Origin of the sequence: Myxacorys almedinensis A, assembly GCF_010091945.1 — a bacterium.
In the GTDB taxonomy this organism is placed as follows: domain Bacteria; phylum Cyanobacteriota; class Cyanobacteriia; order Leptolyngbyales; family Leptolyngbyaceae; genus Myxacorys; species Myxacorys almedinensis.
In genome coordinates this window covers 49,305-69,721 of the sequence record NZ_WVIE01000018.1, presented here as the reverse complement: position 1 = coordinate 69,721, position 20,417 = coordinate 49,305, and the positions used below count along the sequence as shown (strand labels likewise).

Annotated in this window: 22 protein-coding genes; 19 read left to right on the top strand and 3 right to left on the bottom strand. The window is 51.2% G+C overall.

The annotated features are described in order from the left end of the window. The first annotated feature begins 224 nt into the window (after positions 1 to 224). The 9 genes from GS601_RS15495 to GS601_RS15455 all read left to right on the top strand — a co-directional run bounded on the left by GS601_RS15495 (position 225) and on the right by GS601_RS15455 (position 6,461). Positions 225 to 830 (top strand): DUF2808 domain-containing protein, encoded by a 606-nt coding sequence (locus GS601_RS15495; RefSeq protein ID WP_238393292.1) that lies wholly within the window; start codon positions 225 to 227, stop codon positions 828 to 830. An 86-nt stretch (positions 831 to 916) separates the two neighbouring features. Continuing rightward, entirely contained in the window at positions 917 to 1,063 is a 147-nt protein-coding gene (rpmH, locus tag GS601_RS15490) for a 50S ribosomal protein L34 (RefSeq protein ID WP_162424189.1), read from the top strand. A gap of 34 nt (positions 1,064 to 1,097) precedes the next feature. Then, a complete protein-coding gene (gene rnpA, locus GS601_RS15485; protein ID WP_162424188.1) occupies positions 1,098 to 1,454 on the top strand; it encodes a ribonuclease P protein component in 357 nt (118 codons plus the stop codon). Next, on the top strand, positions 1,444 to 1,842 hold the full coding sequence (locus tag GS601_RS15480; RefSeq protein WP_162424187.1) for a PH domain-containing protein: 399 nt from the start codon (positions 1,444 to 1,446) through the stop codon (positions 1,840 to 1,842). Before rnpA ends, GS601_RS15480 begins: the two co-directional genes overlap by 11 nt. 133 nt (positions 1,843 to 1,975) lie before the next feature. Further along, a complete protein-coding gene (yidC, locus tag GS601_RS15475; RefSeq protein WP_162424223.1) occupies positions 1,976 to 3,121 on the top strand; it encodes a membrane protein insertase YidC in 1,146 nt (381 codons plus the stop codon). A 6-nt stretch (positions 3,122 to 3,127) separates the two neighbouring features. After that, entirely contained in the window at positions 3,128 to 3,622 is a 495-nt protein-coding gene (locus GS601_RS15470; RefSeq protein ID WP_162424186.1) for a Jag family protein, read from the top strand. Between the two features lie 262 nt (positions 3,623 to 3,884). Then, entirely contained in the window at positions 3,885 to 4,385 is a 501-nt protein-coding gene (locus GS601_RS15465) for a YceD family protein (protein WP_162424185.1), read from the top strand. 69 nt (positions 4,386 to 4,454) lie between these two features. Next, positions 4,455 to 5,981 carry an AAA family ATPase gene (locus tag GS601_RS15460; RefSeq protein ID WP_162424184.1) on the top strand — a complete coding sequence of 509 codons (1,527 nt, stop codon included), beginning with the start codon at positions 4,455 to 4,457 and terminating at the stop codon, positions 5,979 to 5,981. A 45-nt stretch (positions 5,982 to 6,026) separates the two neighbouring features. Then, a complete protein-coding gene (locus tag GS601_RS15455) occupies positions 6,027 to 6,461 on the top strand; it encodes an SH3 domain-containing protein (RefSeq protein WP_162424183.1) in 435 nt (144 codons plus the stop codon). A 193-nt stretch (positions 6,462 to 6,654) separates the two neighbouring features. On the opposite strand, the gene ald is transcribed toward GS601_RS15455, so the two are convergent. After that, complete coding sequence (gene ald / locus GS601_RS15450) at positions 6,655 to 7,740, bottom strand: alanine dehydrogenase (RefSeq protein WP_162424182.1); 1,086 nt, start codon at positions 7,738 to 7,740, stop codon at positions 6,655 to 6,657. Positions 7,741 to 7,941: 201 nt separating this feature from the next. Between ald and GS601_RS15445 the strand changes: the two genes are divergently transcribed. The 3 genes from GS601_RS15445 to GS601_RS15435 all read left to right on the top strand — a co-directional run bounded on the left by GS601_RS15445 (position 7,942) and on the right by GS601_RS15435 (position 9,397). Further along, a complete protein-coding gene (locus GS601_RS15445) occupies positions 7,942 to 8,112 on the top strand; it encodes a chlorophyll a/b-binding protein (protein WP_162424181.1) in 171 nt (56 codons plus the stop codon). A 149-nt stretch (positions 8,113 to 8,261) separates the two neighbouring features. Next, positions 8,262 to 8,816, top strand: coding sequence for a peroxiredoxin (locus GS601_RS15440; RefSeq protein WP_162424180.1), 555 nt, complete (start codon positions 8,262 to 8,264; stop codon positions 8,814 to 8,816). Positions 8,817 to 8,926: 110 nt separating this feature from the next. Beyond that, complete coding sequence (locus GS601_RS15435; RefSeq protein ID WP_162424222.1) at positions 8,927 to 9,397, top strand: hypothetical protein; 471 nt, start codon at positions 8,927 to 8,929, stop codon at positions 9,395 to 9,397. A 65-nt stretch (positions 9,398 to 9,462) separates the two neighbouring features. Here GS601_RS15435 and GS601_RS15430 read toward each other — a convergent pair whose 3' ends face one another. Next, entirely contained in the window at positions 9,463 to 10,299 is an 837-nt protein-coding gene (locus tag GS601_RS15430; protein WP_162424179.1) for a prephenate/arogenate dehydrogenase, read from the bottom strand. Positions 10,300 to 10,465: 166 nt separating this feature from the next. Between GS601_RS15430 and GS601_RS15425 the strand changes: the two genes are divergently transcribed. From GS601_RS15425 to GS601_RS15395, 7 genes are all read left to right on the top strand, one after another. Beyond that, complete coding sequence (locus GS601_RS15425) at positions 10,466 to 11,986, top strand: pentapeptide repeat-containing protein (RefSeq protein WP_162424178.1); 1,521 nt, start codon at positions 10,466 to 10,468, stop codon at positions 11,984 to 11,986. Positions 11,987 to 12,273: 287 nt separating this feature from the next. After that, entirely contained in the window at positions 12,274 to 13,623 is a 1,350-nt protein-coding gene (locus GS601_RS15420; RefSeq protein ID WP_162424177.1) for a nicotinate phosphoribosyltransferase, read from the top strand. A gap of 12 nt (positions 13,624 to 13,635) precedes the next feature. Next, positions 13,636 to 14,289: a nicotinate-nucleotide adenylyltransferase gene (locus GS601_RS15415; protein WP_238393291.1), complete on the top strand. Its 654-nt coding sequence runs from the start codon at positions 13,636 to 13,638 to the stop codon at positions 14,287 to 14,289. Then, on the top strand, positions 14,253 to 14,996 hold the full coding sequence (locus tag GS601_RS15410) for an NUDIX hydrolase (protein ID WP_162424175.1): 744 nt from the start codon (positions 14,253 to 14,255) through the stop codon (positions 14,994 to 14,996). Before GS601_RS15415 ends, GS601_RS15410 begins: the two co-directional genes overlap by 37 nt. A 47-nt stretch (positions 14,997 to 15,043) precedes the next feature. Next, entirely contained in the window at positions 15,044 to 15,334 is a 291-nt protein-coding gene (locus GS601_RS15405; protein ID WP_162424174.1) for a nucleotidyltransferase family protein, read from the top strand. After that, positions 15,331 to 15,675: a HepT-like ribonuclease domain-containing protein gene (locus GS601_RS15400; RefSeq protein WP_162424173.1), complete on the top strand. Its 345-nt coding sequence runs from the start codon at positions 15,331 to 15,333 to the stop codon at positions 15,673 to 15,675. The genes GS601_RS15405 and GS601_RS15400 overlap by 4 nt, the downstream gene beginning before the upstream one ends. After that, complete coding sequence (locus GS601_RS15395) at positions 15,672 to 17,378, top strand: NAD+ synthase (protein ID WP_338017048.1); 1,707 nt, start codon at positions 15,672 to 15,674, stop codon at positions 17,376 to 17,378. Before GS601_RS15400 ends, GS601_RS15395 begins: the two co-directional genes overlap by 4 nt. A 75-nt stretch (positions 17,379 to 17,453) precedes the next feature. On the opposite strand, the gene pgmB is transcribed toward GS601_RS15395, so the two are convergent. Beyond that, a complete protein-coding gene (pgmB, locus tag GS601_RS15390; protein ID WP_162424172.1) occupies positions 17,454 to 20,384 on the bottom strand; it encodes a beta-phosphoglucomutase in 2,931 nt (976 codons plus the stop codon). Between the last annotated feature and the right edge of the window lie 33 nt (positions 20,385 to 20,417).

The window sequence follows — 20,417 nt, the reverse complement described above, 5'->3', positions numbered from 1 at the left end:
CTCAAGCCCAAGATTGAACTGGATCGCGAATGCTTGCGCCCCATCAATTAGCGCGAGTTCGGCACCATCTTTCCCGTCGTTGCCTAACCGCCCCCAGCAGAATCGCCGTGGGAGAACTGATCGAACTTACGTCAATAATTATTAAGGAACATTTTGCGCTAGATTTCGTCAGCCTCGATTGGGGCGTTCGATCAGATTTATCCCTTTACTGCTAATCTCATTACATGAAGTTTCACTCTGCTGCTTCTAACTTTTGTTCTTTTAGCCAAACACCTATGCTGCTCAAAGGATGTTCAATGTACCGCGTTGCCGCTTCTGTAGTGCGCTCTACAACTAGCGTCGCGATCGCAGGTTGTTTGTTGGCAAGCCTTCCGTTAGTTGCCCGCGCTCAGTCCAACCCTGGGTTTACCATCTTTAGCGGCGTTGAACCTAAAAATCAACTGAACTATCACCTCGACTTTGGCGGCAACTCAGGCAGTTGGGATCGCTATCGCCTCAGAATCAAGAAAGATAAAATGAAGGTGGCGGTAGCTCAGTTTGCGATCGATTACCCCACCTATTTCAAGGGGCAGTTTGATCCTAACGATGTGGAACTGCGGGTCAACGACAAAAAAGTTGCCCTCCAAGAGGTGAAGTGGGAAAAAGAAAACAACGTGATCGAAGTTTTTCCTCAAGAACCGGTTCCGGCAGCAACTAACGTCGAACTCATTCTCTCAAATGTCAAAAATCCCAATACAGGCGGGATGTTCTACTTTAACTGCAATGTGCTCTCTCCCGGAGACGTGCCCCTCCTGAGAACCCTGGGAACCTGGATCATTGGCATCCAATAAACCAATCGATATGGTACCCTGATAGACTGTGGCGATTTTCCATAGTCTACTGATTTTTTTGATTGATTTAAGCTGGAGCAACGGCAATGACGAAGCGTACTTTAGAAGGAACCTCTCGCAAGAGAAGACGAGTTTCTGGCTTTCGCGCTCGGATGCGAACCAAAAATGGGCAAAACGTAATCAAAGCACGGCGTAGAAAAGGGCGGATTCGTCTGTCTGTTTCTCAGGGATAAAATCTGTAATGTTGCTCTGACTGTCTCCCCTAGATTGGCACTGCCGAAGCCTCACCGACTCAAGCACCGACGAGACTTTGATGCTGTTTATCGGCATGGGCTTCGTTGCAGTTCTCGATGCTTTACTGTGCGCGCATTGCGGCTCAAGGGTGAACTCGCTCCTTCTCGTATCGGCATTTCGATTAGCAAAAAAGTGAGCAAGAGTGCTGTTGTTCGCAATCGCATCAAGCGACAAATTCGGGCGGGGCTTCGCCAGCTTTTGCCAAGGCTCGCTCCGGGGTGGGACGTGGTTATCGGAGTGCGATTCCAGGTGATCGAGTGTGATTACTTTCAATTTCTGCAAGAATTAGAGCAGTTGTTGACAAAAGCCGAGGTGCTATATGGCGATTAAAGAAGAGGTCTACTACGAAGGCGGGCCCCATATTGGTGATTTGATCATCAATGTTTTGCTTGCCTTTACGGTCATCTGCATCCCCTTAACGGTGGGGGCAATCACTCGGGCGCTCTGGTTGCGCTACCGCATTACCGATCGCCGTATCAGCGTAACGGGTGGATGGATGGGGCGCGATCGCTCTGACATTATTTATTCTGAAATCGCCAAAGTGGTGACGGTTCCCCGGGGTCTTGGTGCATGGGGAGACATGGTGCTAACGCTGAAAGATGGTAGCCGTCTAGAGATGCGCTCTGTACCCAACTTCCGCACTGTCTACGATTATATCAATCAGCATTTATCCGAGCGGGCAAAAAAAGTGAGCGGTGGATTGGGGTCTCAGAAATAAGAACTTTCTCTACAGATCGGCGTTTATATCTGCTTTGTGAACGCTAAACTAGAGTCTGATCATCTTGAGCTTCTCTCAGTCGAGCCGAGATGTTTGGATTGAACCAGCAATTTTTAGGGTAGACGTAAAGCGAATGGACTTTGGTATCGGCTTTCTTTCCAACAAAATCATGCTCCCGATCCTGGATTTTTTCTACGGGATCGTACCGAGCTATGGTTTGGCAATTATTGCCTTGACTTTAGTAATTCGCTTCGCGCTCTATCCGTTGAGCGCTGGCTCTATTCGCAGTATGCGGCGGATGAAAGTCTCTCAACCCGTGATGCAGAAGCGAATGAAAGAGCTTCAGGAGAAGTACAAGAGCGATCCGGCGAAACAGCAAGAGGAAATCAGCGCACTTTACAAAGAATTCGGCAATCCCTTGGCGGGGTGTTTGCCGGTTGTGCTGCAAATGCCAATTTTATTTGCGCTGTTTGCAACGTTGCGAGGATCTCCCTTCTCGGATGTGCCTTACAACATGAATTTGCAAATTTTGCCGCGAGAGCAGATTGAGCAAATTGTGCCTCAAGCGTTTGTTGCACCGTCTCAAAATATTTACTTATCCGATGGGGTGCATTCTCGCATTTCTGCGATCGCGCCTAGTGGCACCAAATTGGCAGTTGGCGAGGCGACCAAGATCGAGTTTCAGACGCCAGAAGGCAAGCCCCTTGACGCTTTAACCGAGGCATATCCCGACACCCATCTAGTTCCCAAGTATAAAGTTACTGCCGGAGCAGAGCGGATTCGGATCAACGACGATGGCACGATCGAAGCACTGCAACCTGGCGATGTGACTCTCCAAGCGATTATTCCGGGTCTAGCGGCTGATAAAGGGTTCTTGTTCATCAATGCCCTCGGTCATGTTGGTGCGATCGATCCCGATGGAACCTTGCACTGGGATATTATCGGCATGATTCTTTTCTTTGGAATCAGCCTTTACATCAATCAACTCTTGTCTGGACAAGGCTCGACGGGCAACCCTCAGCAAGATTCGGTAAACAAAATAACGCCGGTGATTTTCTCTGGCATGTTTCTGTTTTTCCCGTTGCCGGCAGGGGTGCTGATGTATATGGTGATCGCGAATGTTTTCCAGACTGCCCAGACGTTTATTTTGTCTCGCGAACCGCTCCCCGAAAATCTTCAGAAGATTGTGGATGAGGAAGCAAAGAATGGCGGCGGGACAACTGCGATCGCGACGGATGGGACTCTGCCCTTTGAACCCGGTCGTAAGAAGAAGGCGTAACGTGAGATGGGTGAGCAACTAGAGCACCGGAGTCAACAGTGGCTAGAAGAATTTTTAGGGCTGGCGCGGCTCTCAGCGACTGTCTCTACTGAGGCGCGAACGAGCTTTTCTGGCGAAGAAAATTGCTGGCTACTGATTGATTCGGATGGGTTGCATCCTCACCAAATCGAGTCGTTGATCGGCGATCGCGGGGCAGGTCTCGACTCGATTCAGTATCTTGCCAATGCGGCGCTCAATCGGGGCGTGGGTCATGAAGAGCAGGGAATGGTGATGATCGAGCTAAATGGCTACCGTGAAAGCCGTTTGAAGGAGCTAGAGGAGATGGCTCAAGCTGCTAGCGATCGCGTCCGCGAGACGGGCGAAGAGTATGAAATTAAATCGCTCTCGTCGGCGGAACGTCGCCAAATTCATTCACTGCTGCAAGCTCAGCCTGATCTGGAAACCTTCAGCCGGGGGCAAGAACCCCATCGACATTTGGTTGTGCGTTTTGTTCAGTCTTGAATGGTGTTCGACCTTCGCAGGTGTGACTAACCCAGTTGTTTACGCAGATTGCTCGACCTGAGTTTTATTTGCGCTTGAGATTGTGGATTAAACCTATTCCAGGAGACAGAGAGCCGCGATTCTAGCTTACTACTTTAAAGAGCAAGGTCTGGCATGGGGTAGAGCCGCGCAATGTTAGTTTAATCTACGTTGTTGAGCCACAGTGCTTAACTGCTGTTCCCATAACTGTTGTTCAAACCTAGATTCAAAACCTACTTTTTGAATGAAAGCGATTCATATTCCTCGATTAACCCAAGCCCCTGAACGAACCGAAACTCTTGAGTTTAAAGAATCGATTCAGGGTTTAGACACGCTGACTCCGGTTCAGGGTAAGGTCAGAATTATTCACCAAGGTAACTATTTAGAAGTTGCAGCCCACGCCGAGACGATCGTTACTCTTTCTTGTCATCGCTGTTTGCAGCAATTTAACTATCGCCTCTCGGTTGATCCGTCAGAGATGATCTGGCTTAATGAAGCCGATGATGCGACCGAAGAACTTCCCCTCGATCGCGACCTGACGATGGATGACCTCATGGAGTCGCTACCGCCTGACGGATACTTTGATCTTCAAAAATGGCTCTATGAGCAACTGTGTCTTGGCGTTCCTCAGCACCAATTGTGTAGCAAGTCGTGTGCGGGGATTGACGTTGAGGACAAAAATGCTCAGGTTGTCGATCGCCGTTGGGCATCGCTCAATGCTCTCAAAGGGCAGTTACCCTCGTAAGGTTGTATCGGTGAGGAAGGGCATGTTGTACGGTATAGAGGTGATGACCCCCTCGCGTGACCTACGGCTATGAGTTTCAGCGACGAATTTAATCTGCTGCTCCGGGCACGTTACCCGATCATTTATATTCCAACTCGCGAAGAAGAACGGGTGGAAGCTGCGATCGCGCACTCTGCAAAACAACAGGGCGATCGCGCGGTTTATATTTGGGATTTTGTTGATGGGTATCAAGGCAATCCCAATGACTTAGGATTTGCAAAACGCAACCCGCTCCAAGCGCTAGAATTCGTTGAAAAACTCCCCACTGGTGCCGCCGCAATCTTCGTTCTACGAGATTTTCACCGTTTTTTAGACGATATTTCCATCTCGCGCAAGCTACGCAATCTCCTGCGCCTGCTCAAGTCTCAGCCCAAGAATTTAGTGTTGCTCTCGTCTCAAGTCGCTATCCCAGAAGATTTAAGCGAAGTGCTAACGGTGTTGGAGTTTCCGCTCCCCAACGCGGCTGAGATCACCACCGAAGTTGAGCGGCTCTTAAGTGCGACCGGGCAACGGGTAGAGGGCAAGGTTTTGGATGAACTCGTGCGATCGTGCCAAGGTCTTTCTATCGAGCGGATTCGACGGGTATTAGCCCGCGCGATCGCCCTGCATGGCGAACTGCGCCCCGAAGATGTTGAGCTAATTTTAGAAGAAAAGCGCCAAACCATTCGCCAAACCCAAATTCTAGACTTTTATCCAGCGACCGAAAACATCTCAGACATTGGCGGGCTAGATAACCTTAAAGATTGGCTGATCCGGCGGGGTGGCTCGTTTTCAGAGCGGGCGCGGCAGTATGGGTTGCCCTATCCTAGAGGGTTGCTGCTCGTGGGCATTCAGGGAACGGGCAAATCGCTGACCGCCAAAGCGATCGCGCATCATTGGCACCTGCCGCTTTTGCGGTTAGATGTCGGTCGCCTGTTTGGGGGGTTGGTGGGTGAGTCAGAATCTCGGACTCGGCAAATGATCCAACTTTCAGAAGCGCTTGCCCCTTGCATTCTGTGGATTGACGAAATTGATAAAGCCTTCTCTGGGGTTGATAGTCGCGGCGATGCTGGCACAACGAGTCGCGTGTTTGGCACGTTTATTACCTGGATGGCAGAAAAAAGATCTCCCGTTTTTGTGGTAGCCACGGCAAATAACATTCAATCGCTGCCCGCAGAGATGTTGCGAAAAGGTCGATTTGATGAAATCTTCTTTGTCGGATTGCCCAGCCAAGAAGAACGGCGCGCCATTTTTGAAGTGCATTTGTCTCGGCTGCGATCGCACAATCTTAGTCACTACGACCTCGATCGGCTCGCGTACGAAACGCCCGATTTTTCTGGAGCCGAAATTGAGCAGACCCTGATCGAGGCGATGCACTTAGGCTTTAGCCAAAACCGCGATTTCACCACCGACGATATTTTAGAAGCCGCTAGCCAAACCGTTCCCCTTGCCCGCACCGCCAAAGAACAAATTCAGTTCCTCCAAGAGTGGGCCTCGGCTGGTAAGGCAAGACTTGCCTCAAAACACAGCAGCCTGAGCGATCTGATTCAGCGCCAATTGCAGCAACCTGAAGGATGAGTGTTAAGATTTTCGTTACCTCAGCCGTTGAATAGGTGATGTTTCATGAGTTGGTCTGGTCTTTCCAAATTGCTGATGGGGCTGCTGTTAGCCATTGCCATGATCGCAGGAGGTGGTTTTATTGCCGCCCGCATCATGATCGCAAGACTTGCTGCACCGCCGCCCAAGCCAATTTACCCCAATGACAAACCGATCGCGGCAACCCCTGCCCCCACCGCCGCAAAAGTGGAGCAGTCAGAAGTACCCCCAACAACTCCTGCGGCGACTGCTAAGCCTTTACCGTCGGGTGCAACGGAAGCACGAGTTACACAACCTATTGGTCTCATTTTAAGAGATAGTCCTGATGGGGAACAGATTGGTGGCATTGAGTACAATGAGCGGGTTATCGTGTTAGAGACAAGTCAAGATGGCAGTTGGCAAAAGGTAAGACTGCGATCGAGCGATAAAGAAGGGTGGGTAAAGGCTGGGAACGTTCAGTAGAGACCCAGAAGCAGCAGGGGTGAACGAGTCGCAGATCTTGAGAGTGAGTCTGACTCGATTTTTCTCGTTCTGCTTTCCCACAGGGGCAGAGAGGGTGTTTTCCTGACGTAGACGACTTAGAAGAGAGGGGTAATGTTCTAGACCTGTGGACGACCTATCTTATAGCCCGAAAAAGCATCGAGTTTGTGTCCCGTTAAACCAGATCTGGAAAGACTTCTCGCACAGCAGGATGAATCAACTGATGGCGCTGCACATTTAACCCCATTGCTAAGACAGAATCAGTTTCTAAAGCGGCTAAGCCAGAATGTGCCAGCTTCAACACGTAGGGAAGCGTGGTGTTATTTAAAGCTTGGGTTGCCGTCCAAGGAACGGCTCCGGGCATATTGGGCACACCGTAATGCACAACGCCTTCTTCTATATAGGTCGGGTGCGTATGAGATGTTGGGCGAACCGTCTCGATGCAACCCCCTTGATCTACCGCAACATCCACAATCACAGACCCCGGACGCATCTGCTTGAGCAATGCACGGGTGACGAGCGTTGGCGCACGCTTTGCCGAAATCAGCACTGCGCCGATGAGGAGATCCGCCTCAGGAACTGCGGCTTCGAGGTGGTTAGCGTTGCTGTAGAGTAGCTCAATGCGTGACCCAAAGAGCGTTTCTAAATACGACAAGCGATCGACGTTGATATCTAAAATTTGCACCTGTGCACCCATGCCAATCGCCATCCGTGCGGCTTCTGTGCCTACTACGCCGCCGCCAAGAATGACTACGCGCCCCGGTTTGACTCCCGGAATGCCGCCGAGCAAAACGCCTCGCCCGCCTTGCTGCCGTTCTAGAAAATGTGCGCCAAATTGCACCGAAAGGCGACCCGCGATAATGCTCATGGGGGTTAAGAGCGGCAGGCGGCGATCGGGAAGCTCTACGGTTTCATAAGCGATCGCACTCACACCAGACTCTAGGAGCCGCTCTGTTAAGCTGCGATTGGCGGCTAAATGGAGGTAGGTAAATAAAATTTGACCGCTACGGAGAAATTCGTATTCGGAGGCAAGCGGTTCTTTAACCTTCACAACTAGGTCTCGGCTCCACACGTCTTTGGCAAGCGGAACCAGTGTTGCACCGGCTTGCCCATAGTCTGAGTCAGAAAACCCTGATCCTAAGCCTGCTTCTTTCTCGACAAATACTGCATGTCCTCGTTCTACCAGCACTCGCACGCTGCTCGGAGACAACCCGACGCGAAACTCTTGATCTTTTGTTTCCCTAGGAACGCCAATTTCCATCTAACCCTCTCTTACGGATCTCTGGTTCTAGCTTATTGTGCCTAATTTTTCATGACCGCCATCCGTTTAGCAGATCCGTGAGCGATTTACTGCCGTCCCGATTAGAATAAGAACAACAAGGTAAAGAATTGTAAAACTGGAATGTTGATCTTTCCCTTGAAACAGATGTTGATTCCTTATTTTTGCTGAGGTCTACTGCCCATGACATCCACCCAACCGACTACAACCCCTAAATTTTCAGAGCCAAAGTTTGGCTTTAACGATTATGCAGAGCGGCTTAATGGTCGGGCTGCCATGATTGGGTTTGTGATTGCCCTTGCGATCGAGTACATTACGGGTCAAGGCGTTTTGGCGTGGCTTGGGTTGCGCTAGTCTTGCTCGGCAGCCCTGGGTTCTGAATGTTGATGGGGAGGGTTGCTGGCGGAGTGTGCCACTCTTCTCAGAAAAACTATGAATCTGAGCGAGATTGAGGGTTGAGGACTGAGGTAAACTTTTATTAAGTTATGCTCAGGATATTTGCTATGTCTCGTCGCACTCTTCTCGGTGTTTTGTGGGTTTGCTGTTTTGTGCTGCTGTCGAGTTTTGGCGGTGCAGTGCCTGCTTTGGCGTTGGGTGGAACGTTGCCGTCAATTGATCAGCCTGCACCTGGCTTTACGCTGCCAAGCAATTCTGGGGAAGGAATCGTGTCGCTAGCAGGGTATCGCGGTAAGTGGGTTGTGGTGTATTTCTATCCGGCAGACTTTACACCGGGATGTACGATTGAGGCGCGAAAGTTTCAGCAAGATTTGCCGCAATATGGCGATCGCAGTACTGCGATTCTTGGAATTAGCGCAGATGATGTGACGTCTCATGCTGAGTTTTGTGACGCTGAGGGGCTAAAGTTTCCGTTGCTGGCTGATGCGAATGGCTTGGTGAGCAAAGCGTATGGCTCGTGGATTGGGATTCGGTCAGCGCGTCACACGTTTATTGTTGATCCGGCGGGGGTTTTGAGGGCAACGTTTACGGGCGTTACCCCGATCGTGCATAGTCGAGAAGTGTTGGCAAGATTGGATGAGTTGCAGGGTCGCGATGGATGAGTGAAAAAAATGATCGGCGGATCGGGGGCGAACTTCCTACAATTGATCCTATGAACGTGATCCTAAGCGCGTTGAGGAATAGGTAGGGAAGTATGGATCTAGAGCAAGGGATGTCTCAGCACGGATCTCAGCCATCAGATCGTTCGTTAGATTTTATTGAACCTCCGGTGCGTAAGCCATTGGTGCTGTTTAAGGAGGCTGAGCGATCGCTGCGGGTCAGAACGGTAGCTGCGATCGCGCCGTTGTTGCCATCTCAGGTGGCGCTAACGATGGGTGATGTTTCTCATCGAGCGGATGAGTGGCTTGAGACGTGGCTTGAGACATTGGCTCATCTTGACCTAGAAGGCATTACTGACGCTGATCTGAGGTCGCCTCGGATTTTGATGGGACTTGCTTTTGTTGGGTTTGGCGGCTTGATGACGATGTTTCTGGCGTTGTGCTTGTCGATTTTGCATCCTGAACTGAGTGCTGTTGCTCAACTACATGACCATTGGCATCCGTATGTTTGGTCGGTCAGTTTAGGGGTTGCAGGGTTGACTATGATTGGGCGTGAGGCGATGCGCCCGCCTGGTCAGGAGTGAGATTTTTAGACCTCCAACCGGATTGGAGGTCTGCACGGGGTGGGGGTTTTGGATCGGCAAGTAGATCAAGGTTTGAGATAGTTGGGTCGGGTTTGGTGGGTTGCTTTGAGGAATGCTTCTAGGTCTGCCCAGTTTTCGTGCTCGATGAGGTGCAGCAGGGCATCAAGTTGCGTGCGGTAGGATCGGAGCGATCGCACCACTTCTGAGGTGTTGTATTGTGCCATCATGACGCCTAATTCTGGGTTGCCGCCGCCGACCCGGCTGGTGTCGCGAAATCCGGAGCTTGCTAGGGTTTGTGCTAGTTCTGAAATGGCTTGGTCGGAGTTGCAGGCAGCGATCAGGCTGGCGCTTGCCATGACGGGTAAGTGTGAGATCCAGGCTACAGCGCGATCGTGGTCTTCTGGGCGGCAGTAGTGGAGCTTGACTTGTAAGGGACGCAGAATTGATTCGAGGAGCGAGATCGCAGCTTTGGGGGTGGCGTCTGTTGGGGTGAGCACGTAGGGGTTGCCAGCAAATAATCCGTGCAGGGCAGCTTCGATGCCGCTTTCTGCGGTGCCTGCCATGGGATGCCCACCCACAAAATTTTGCCACAGGGGAGTGATGTCGTTGACGATGGAAGCTTTGACAGAGCCGACATCCGTTAAAACAGTGGCAGGAGAAATTTTGGGAATAAGGGCGGCAATGGTGGAGGGGATGTGAGCAATGGGGGTGCAAACGAAAATTAAATCTGTGTCGGCAAGTAGAGCCAATTCTAGGCTTGCATCATCGACAGCGCCCCGGGCAATGGCAATTTGGCAGGTGCGTTCTTGGCGGCTGACGCCTAAGATTTCATGCCCTTGCGATCGCAGGTCTAACCCCAAGGAGCCGCCAATTAGTCCTAGCCCGACAATCCCAATTTTCATAAGTCCTTTAAAATTCGTACAAGGTAATTTCGATCTGGATCTGGGTACGTTAGCACCAAGTAAGGTGCGGTATAAGGTGCGGTGGGAACGACGGGATGTGACCGCACCCCTGGGAGATTTAGCTTCGGGGTATTTGTTTTCGGGACATTGGCACAGGGGTTTGTGAATGAAGGCTGAGGATATTCTAGAAAAATACGCAGCAGGCGAGAGAGAGTTTTCTGGGAGCACCCTCAGTGACACCAAGCTGACCGGAGCCGTTTTGACGGGTGTCAATTTTAGCCAAGCTAAATTTACTAGAGTTAACTTCAGTTTGGCAAAGCTGACCAATGCAAATCTAAGCCGAGCGGTGTGCGATCGCGTCAATTTTAGTGGAGCCGATCTGACGTTGGCTGATCTGAGCGGCGTCATCTTGAGCGATGCTAATTTGAGCAGTGCTGATCTGACGCGCGCAGAGCTAAACGGCGCACAGTTACGAAGCGCCAACTTGGGCAGTGCTGATTTAAAGGATGCCACGCTGCGGCACGCGGTTTTATCTCAGGCAAATCTTAGTCGTAGCGTTCTGCGTCATGCGAAGTTGACGTGTGCAGATCTAACAGGAGCAAACCTGTCTAGCAGCGACCTGACCGGAGCGGATTTGTCAGGGGCAGACTTGAGAGCGGCTGAACTGCGACAGGTCAATCTTAGCCGGGCTAATCTGCAAGGGGCAAATTTATCGGGGGCAAATTTGCGGTGGGCAGACCTGAGCGGTGCCGATTTGCGATGGGCAGATTTGAGCAGTGCAAAATTTAGCGGGGCAAATTTGACCGGAGCCGATCTGAGCCATGCCACATTATTAGAAGCGACGTTGGTGCATGTCGATCTGACTCGCGCTAACCTTGCTGGGGTCGATTGGATGGGTGCGGATCTGAGTGGGTCTACCCTGACGGGCGTTAAGTTACATGGGGTTTCGCCGTTTGGGGTGAAAACTGAGGGTGCGGTGTGTCGCTGGATTGACTTGAGCCAGAATGGAGATCAAAGTAAGGTGTACCAATTTCAAACCGAGAATCCGCAGGAATATTTTAATGAAAAGCCACCTACGGTGCAGGTGATCATTGATGATCGCTTGGGGGCAGATGCGAATTGCGCGTTGGCGGTGACCTATCAGCAGGTTGTGCGGTATTGTGGTCAGTTTGTGCCTGCACCCAGTGTTGAGGTTTATCGCCGCCGCACGGTTTTGACGTTTGAGTTAGAGAGTGATGTGCAACTTTTTCTGGCTGCCTACGTGGCTATTTTTCCGTTTGAGGATGCCAAGGCGACGGCGCACACTGTTTTGAAGGTGATTCAGTCGATTCCATCTCAGGTGTTTCGGTCTGATCTGAGACGGCTTCAGCAATTTCAGCAGCTTGTCACGAATTTGAGCCAGCACGTTCAGCAGGTCAACGCAATTAAACAACTACAATCGATTCCGATCGCGATTCGGAGCGTTCCGTTTTTTCAGTCTCCAACACGAACGGTGTTGATGAATTCAAATAACCAAATGCTGACTGTGTATGAGAATCCGCATTTTGGCAGGCGGCGCATTCAGCGATCTGCCTCTGAACAGGATCTGGCGTTTCTGCATGAGCCTTCGCCGTTTCAGTTGCCGACTCAAGAGGATGCGATCGCATTTGTGACAGGATTTCACGCTGGGAGTATTGCAGAGCAGTAATGGTGATCGATCGCCAGTGATTATTAAAGTTGCTGATGGGCGATAAGGGCTGCATTCTAACAAAATTTTTGTTCAAATTACTATAATTATTTAGCATAAACCGTTATTTTTAGGCGTTATTAGGGGTTTTGTGCAATTTTCGCGCCAAAAATCGACCTATCGCAGGATTTTAGGCTCTTGACTTTTGGTTAAAATAACTATAATCTAGAGATGCGATCGCACTATTAAGCCTCCCAGCCCCTTGAAGACTCTGTTCACAAAACCCTTGATCATTCTAGGAGAGACGGGTGGAAGACACCGAACTGACAATAACCCCAGAAGACTATAGCCTTCTGACCGATTTGTATCAGCTTACAATGGCAGCTTGCTATGTAGGAGAAGGCTTGGATCAGCGTCAAGCAAGTTTCGAGCTTACGGTGCGGCGGCTGCCCCCAGGCTTTGGCTACCTGATCGCGATGGGACTGGCTCAAGCATTGGACTATTTAAAGAAGCTAACGTTTAGCCCTGCCCAAATTGAATCGCTGAAAACGAGTGGAATCTTTGATCATGCCCCCCAAAACTTTTGGGCACTGCTGCAAAATGGGCGATTTACGGGGGATGTGTGGGCCGTGCCAGAAGGAACCGCTGTCTTTCCCAATGAGCCGATTTTGAGAATTGAGGCTCCCTTATGGCAAGCGCAACTGGTTGAGACCTACCTTCTCAATACCATCAACTATCAGACCTTGGTTGCCACTCGTGCGGCTCGAATGCGCGATGCGGCGGGAGATGAAGCCACCTTGCTAGAGTTTGGGACGCGCCGCGCCTTTAGCCCCCAAGCCTCACTTTGGGCAGCGCGATCGGCGCTAGCGGCAGGGCTAGATGCAACCTCCAATGTGCTGGCAGCCTTAAAGCTCGATCGCCAGCCAACCGGAACGATGGCGCATGCGCTAGTGATGGCATTGAGCGCCACTGAAGGGACAGAAGCCCAAGCGTTTACCGCATTTCATCGCTACTTTCCGGGTGCACCGTTGCTGATCGATACGTACGATACGATCGCAGCGGCGCGTGAACTGTCCTCCCACCTGAGCGATGGTACCGGAACCTTAGCCGGTGTCCGCATTGATTCGGGGGATCTGGTTTCTCTGTCTCGGCAAGTCCGAGACCTGTTGCCTGGGATTGCAATTTTTGCCAGCGGCGACTTGGATGAATATAAGATTTTAGAGTTGAGAGCGGCGGGGGCCTGTATCGATGGGTATGGGGTGGGCACGCAGCTAGTATCGGGGTCTCCAGTGAACGGTGTTTATAAATTGGTCGAAATTGATGGCATTCCGGTGATGAAAGAGTCCCCTGGAAAAGTCACCTATCCGGGGCGGAAGCAAGTGTTTCGGCGGTTTGAAAGTGGAGTGATTGCCCAAGATCGGTTGGGTCTTATTTCCGAATCTTCGCGGTTGGAGATGCCGCTTTTACAGCTTGTCTGTAAGCAAGGACAGCCACTAGCGAAGCCAGAAAGCCTGAGCGAAATTGCCCAGCGCACGGCTCGGTCTGTGCAGAGTTTGCCGATCGCGGCTCGTCAGTTTGAGGCGGCTCAGCCCGTTTCTGTTGAACTGTCATCTGCACTTTTTGAGCTTACCGAGCAGACGCGCCATCGGTCGCGCTAGAACGGTTTGACGATGGAATGCGCTACTGTCAGAGTAGTGATTGACAATCCTTCCAGTGTTATCCAAACTATGCTGACGATTGCGCTTTTTGGCACCAGTGCTGATCCTCCCACGATCGGACATTTAGAGATTTTGCGATCGCTCTCCCCGCAGTTTGACGAAATTGCAGTGTGGGCTGCCGATAACCCATTCAAAGCTGATCAAACCCCCCTTGAGCATCGCACTCAAATGCTGCGGCTGCTGATTCAAGATTTGCACTGTCCCAAGCATAATGTTTGGGTGTATCCAGAATTGAGCCATGCTCGAACGGTGGTGACCGTGGAACGGGCGAAACAGCGCTGGCAAGGTGCAGAATTTACGCTGATCGTGGGGTTTGACGTGGCACGGCAATTGCCGAAATGGTTTCATGTCGAGGAACTGTTGCAGCATGTCAACGTGTTGATTGTGCCGCGATCGGGTTATTCTCTAGACGCCGCCGATGTAGAGCGCTTGCGGCAGATGGGGGCAACCGTTGCGATCGCAGAGATTGCCGTTCCGGAAGTATCCTCAACAGCATACCGCACGCAGGAAGATCTAACCGGAGTCACCCACGCGATTCAAGCATATATCGATCGGGAGCAACTTTACGGATGCGACGTACCTATAAAAAAACAGCCAGTCCATTAGCAGGAGAGAGCCTTGCAGATTTTAGAGTCGGCGTTGATAACGCGATCTTTTCCGTAGATACGGCTCAAAATCGCCTGCTGGTGCTGCTGGTGATGCGCCAAGAAGAGCCGTTTTTGGGTCAGTGGAGCCTGCCTGCTACGCTGGTGCGTCAGGGGGAATCGTTGGAAGATGCATCTTACCGAATTTTGGCGGAGAAGATTCGAGTCCGCAATCTTTATCTAGAGCAACTGTACACGTTTGGAGGCCCCGATCGCGATCCGCGAGAGGCAGAAGATAGCTATGGGGTGCGCTACCTCTCAGTCAGTTATTTTGCGCTGGTACGATTTGCCGATGCCGAACTGATTGCTGATGGCGTGAGTGGAATTGCTTGGTATCCCTTGGATCAGTTGCCGCAATTAGCGTTTGATCACAACAAAATTTTGGAATACGGGCATGGTCGATTAAAAAACAAATTGGAGTATAGTCCGGTCGCGTTTGATGTGTTGCCTGAAGTCTTTACGCTGAGCGATTTGTATCAGCTTTACACCACGGTTTTGGGCGAAAATTTTTCAGATTATTCTAACTTTCGATCGCGCCTTTTAAAATTGGGTTTTTTAGCGGATACGAAAGTGAAAGTGTCGCGGGGTGCAGGTCGTCCTGCCAGTTTGTACCGATTTGACGCCGAAGCGTTTGCCCCATTCAAAGACAAACCGTTGGTATTCATATAAACAGGTAGAAACACGATACAGCGTGTCTCTCTCACGGAGAAACCACCATGGGAATCGACGAATTATTAGCCGATAAACGAGAAGAAATATTAGCGATTGCAGCCCAACACGGAGCCTACAACGTGCGAGTATTTGGTTCCGTGGCACGAGGCGAAGCACGAGCCGATAGCGATATCGATTTTCTAGTCGAGATGGGTGAAAATCGCAGTTCTTGGTTCCCGGTCGGGCTAATTCTAGATTTAGAAGATTTGCTAGGACGTAAAGTGGATGTTGCAACAGATGGAGGATTGAAAGATCGAATCCGAGAACGGGTTTTAAAAGAGGCAGTCTCTCTATGAGAAATGACAGCGAAAGACGGCTAGATATTTCGGAAGCGATCGGTCGGATCGAGCAATATGCAGCGCAAGGGAAACAAGTCTTTGAACAAGATGAACTGATTCAAACTTGGGTTGTGTACCATCTTCAAGTTATTGGAGAAGCGGCTAGAGCACTATCAGTAGAGTTTAAGGCTCAATATCCTGATTTGCCTTGGGTAGAAATCGTTGGTTTACGAAACGTTTTAGTTCATGAATATTTCCGAATTAATGTAGAAGTTGTTTGGGCAATTGTAGAGGCAGATCTACCTGATTTGAAGCTTAGAGTAACCGCCATTTTTCAGGAATTAAACCAAGGATCATGATGAACATTGCGATCGCACAACTCAATCCGACGATCGGAGATCTCGATGGCAACGCCCAAAAAATTCTGGCGGCGGCTGATCGGGCGGCTGACGAGGGCATCCGCCTGCTGCTCACCCCCGAACTGTCGCTCTGTGGCTATCCGCCTCGCGATCTGTTGCTCGATCCGAGCTTTGTGCAAATGATGGCAACAACGCTGCTGAAATTGGCACAGGCGATTCCTGCGGGGTTAGCGGTCTTGGTTGGAACGGTTGAAGTGAATGCGCGATCGCACCAAAAGGGCGAAAAACCGCTATTCAATAGCGTGGCTCTACTTGAGAACGGGCAGATTCGCCAAGTTTTTCACAAGCGCTTGCTGCCAACCTACGATGTGTTTGATGAACACCGATATTTTGCGTCGGGCGAGCAACCAAACCATTTCGTGCTCGATTGGAATTCTTCTACCGTTCGCATTGGCGTTACCATTTGCGAAGATTTGTGGAACGATGAGGAATTTTGGGGAAAACGAACTTACGATCTCAATCCCCTTGCCGATCTTGCTAATGCTGGCGTTGATTTTACAGTGAATCTTTCTGCATCACCATTTACAGTGGGTAAACAACGCTTGAGAGAACGGTTGCTGCAACACGGGGCGAAACGGTTTCATCAACCGATGATTTACGCCAATCAAGTGGGTGGCAATGATGATTTAATTTTTGATGGACGCAGCATTGTCTGCGATCGCGCTGGGCATCTTCTCGCCCGTGCCCGTGGGTTTGAAGCCGATTGGCTGGTGGTTGAATATGATATCCACACTCACGATTTTTTACCCGGTACGATCGCGCCCTGTGTTGAGACTGAAGCCGCAGAACTTTACGCCGCTTTGGTTCTGGGTGTTCGTGATTATGTGCGAAAGTGCGGTTTTTCTAAAATCGTGTTGGGCTTGAGCGGTGGAATTGATTCATCGTTGGTCGCCGCGATCGCGGCGGCAGCAGTGGGCGCAGAACAGGTTCTAGGCGTTCTCATGCCGTCGCCCTACAGTTCGGATCATTCCATTGACGATGCGATCGCCTTGGCGCAAAACCTTGGTATCCCAACTCAAACGCTTCCCATTGGAACCTTGATGGAATGCTATGACAGCAGCTTAGACATCCTGTTTGCCGAAACCCCCGTGGGTTTAGCGGAAGAAAATCTTCAGTCTCGCATTCGCGGCACCTTGCTAATGGCAATCTCCAACAAATTTGGTCATCTGTTGGTCTCGACAGGCAACAAGTCAGAAGTGGCAGTCGGCTATTGCACCTTATACGGCGATATGAATGGCGGACTCGCCGCGATCGCAGACGTTCCCAAAACCAAGGTCTACGCTATCTGTGAATGGCTCAATCAGCAAGACCAAGCTCCCATTCCGCCCAACGTGCTCACCAAAGCGCCCAGTGCCGAACTGCGACCCGGACAGAAAGATCAAGATTCTTTGCCATCTTACGACGTGTTAGACGATATTTTGGATCGATTGATTCATCACCACCATGCGATCGCGCAGATTGTGCAAGCCGGACACGATGCCGACGTGGTTGAACGAGTAGCAACGTTAGTCAGAATTGCTGAATTTAAGCGCAAACAATCTCCGCCGGGGTTGAAAGTCACCGATCGCGCCTTTGGCACAGGGTGGAGAATGCCGATCGCCAGCCACTGGATCGCTCGCCTTCTGAGAGAACCCCCCTCTTGATTTTGTAAACTGACCTGAGTTCGATATAGATGATCTGCGATCGCAGCCAAGGAACTCGGTCGAACTCACGGCAAATTATGAATTGGCACACTCTTGATGAGAAGCTTGCTGCACCCTTTCTTGCACAGCACTCCAGTGCATGTCAGCCAAACTGGGCAAGACAACATGCGCTGCCCCAACTCGTTCTTCCGGACCTAGCCCCACTGCCCACATACCCGCCGCTAGAGCCGCTTCTACCCCGGCGGCGGCGTCCTCAAACACCACACATTCGCCAGGGTCAAGCCCAAGTTCTTGGGCGGCAAACAGGAAAAGATCAGGAGCAGGCTTTGGATGCTCGACACTGTAGCCATCTGCGATCGCATCGACCTGATCCGCGATCCCCAATTTCTCAACCACAGGGCGAGCATTTTTGCTGGCAGACCCGATCGCGGTTTTAATGCCCGCCTGTCTCAACTCTTCTAATAGCGTCAGCGCCCCTGGCAGCAAATCATGGGGGGAAACGGTTTGAATCAGTTCCACATAGTAGCCGTTTTTGCGCTCCATCATCTCGTGTAGCTGGGCTTCAGAATAGGTGCGATCGCCCACAATCAGCATCAGCGACTCGCGGCGAGACACCCCGCGCAGCGCTTCGTTAGCGTCTCGATCAAACGGAAGCTCTTCTTCGTCGGCGAGGCGTTGCCAAGAGCGGTAGTGGTATTCTGCCGTATCGGTGAGAACGCCATCGAGATCAAAGATCACGCCGCGAATGGGGAGGCGAGGCGAGGAGGGGGGAGGAGGAGTCATAGGGGCTGGGAGGTGTTGGGTTGGGTTGGGTTTGAGGTCAAAGTCGTGCCATTTGCCGCGCCAGTGCAAGCGGAATTTGAGACGACTCCACCCAGGGGGAAGATGGGGGTTGGCGACGGGATGGCGATCGCCAAGTTGAATACCGCCAAAGCCAAAAACGACAACCTGCCAAATTCCCCCTGCCGATGCGCCGTGGATGCCTTCTGATGCGTTGCCACGGGTGTCTTCTAAATCCACAAGCGCGGCTTGCATAAAGCGATCGTAAGCTTCGACCGATTTCCCCAAGTCTGACGCAAGAATCGAGTGAATGGCAGGACCCAACGAAGACCCGTAGGTGATGTCGGTGCGCGGTGCATAGTAGTCCCAATTTTTCTCGACAGCGGCTGGGCTGTAGGGAAACTCCTGAGATTGACGCATCAGATACAGCAGCATCAGCACATCGGGCTGTTTCAGCACTTGGCGACGGTTGCCTTCTTCAATGCCGATCAGGGCTTGAATGGATTTGGTGCGAGGCTCGTAATCGTTGAGGTTAATGTCTTTGAGATCGAAGAATCCTTCAAACTGCTCGATCAACCCTGATGGACTGTCGAGAATCCAGAGGTTTTTGGCAATATCTTGCCATCGCGATCGCCGTTCGGGGGTGATTTTGAGTTTCTTCTCCAGATCGCTTAAGCGTTGTGGGTGGTGTTGTTTTAACCAATCGTAAACCGCGATCGCTTTTTCTAAATGCCATTGAGCTAAACGATTGGTAAACACGCTGTTATTTACGTCGTGTTCATGGTACTCATCTGCGCCAATCACCTCGCGAATCTCGTAGCGTTCGTGGCGGTTGCTCCACTCGACACGGCTCATCCAAAACACAGCCGTGTCTAGAATAATCTCTGCTCCATAATCGCGCATCCAGTCATCGTCGCCCGTTGCTTGCCAATAGTTCCAGGCGGCGTAGGCAATGTCAGCACTGATATGAATTTCGCGATCGCGGCACCAAATCCGAATATCTTCGGCGTAAGGATCGTTTGGCAGTGCCCAGCGCGGGGTGACTTCATCGCCCGTATCGGCGCTCTCCCACGAATACATTGCGCCCTTAAACCCATAGTGAGCCGCCTTGCGCCGCGCACCCTCTAGGGTGTGATAGCGGTAAGTCAGGAGATTTCGTGCCAGAGCAGGCTGAGTGTAGGTGAAAAAAGGCAAAATAAAAATTTCGGTATCCCAAAAAACATGTCCGCGATAGCCAAATCCGGATAGGGTTTTTGCAGGAATGCTGACCTGATCATCGTGCTTTGCAGCGCTGATCAACAGTTGAAAGATATTGTAGCGAACGGCAAGCTGAGACTTAACATCGCCTTCGATCAAAATATCACTGTTTTCCCAGGCTTGTTTCCAGGCATCTTCGTGCTGCGATCGCAAGTCTGCATAACTGGGCAGATCTGCTAACTTAGTTTGAGCCGCTTGCGTTGGTGCTTCCACATCACGAGACGTGTAGACCGTAATCACATTCTCAATCGTAACCGTTTGATCGGGTGATGCAAAAAACGATGTCAGTAGCGTTGGGTATCCTGGAACATTTGCCGTTTGGGGAGAGCCTTCCGCACCAGATAAATTCATGCCCGATGCCATCGCCAGTTCGATCCGAGACGTACGAGTGCGGACGCGCAGCCAAACTCCATGCCGAGTCGCACCCTGACCAATCGACTCCCAATGATTAAACCCTTGATTTTCAGGATAGCCATTGATGCTTGCCTGCACCTCGATCGATCCCTCAAAATCGACCGGGGTGATCTGGCAGCGCAACGCCAACACATGCTGGTCGGCAAAACTCGCAAACCGCTCAAAGTGTAGGTCGATGGTTTTTCCGGCAGGGCTACGCCAGCGCACCGAACGGCTCAACCGCCCGTGCTGTAAATCAAGGCTGCGTTCGTAGCTCAACACCTCTCCTTGATCAAGGCGGAAGCGATCGCCCTCGATCGTGATCACCAGGGGTAACCAATCGGGGCAGTTGACCAACTCGGTATACACTACCGGAACGTGATCATACACCCCATGAATCAACGTGGCAGCCATCGCTTGCGGGTGACCTTCCTCAAAACTGCCGCGCGTGCCCAAATAGCCATTGCCAATGGTGAAAACCGTTTCTCTAGCGTGCAAAAGTGTGGGGTCAAAATGCGGCTCGATCACCGTCCAGTCTGTGTAGATGAGGGAATGAGGACGTTCGGACATATTCATGGGCAAGAAGCTCCGGGGAAGAAGGACTGAAGC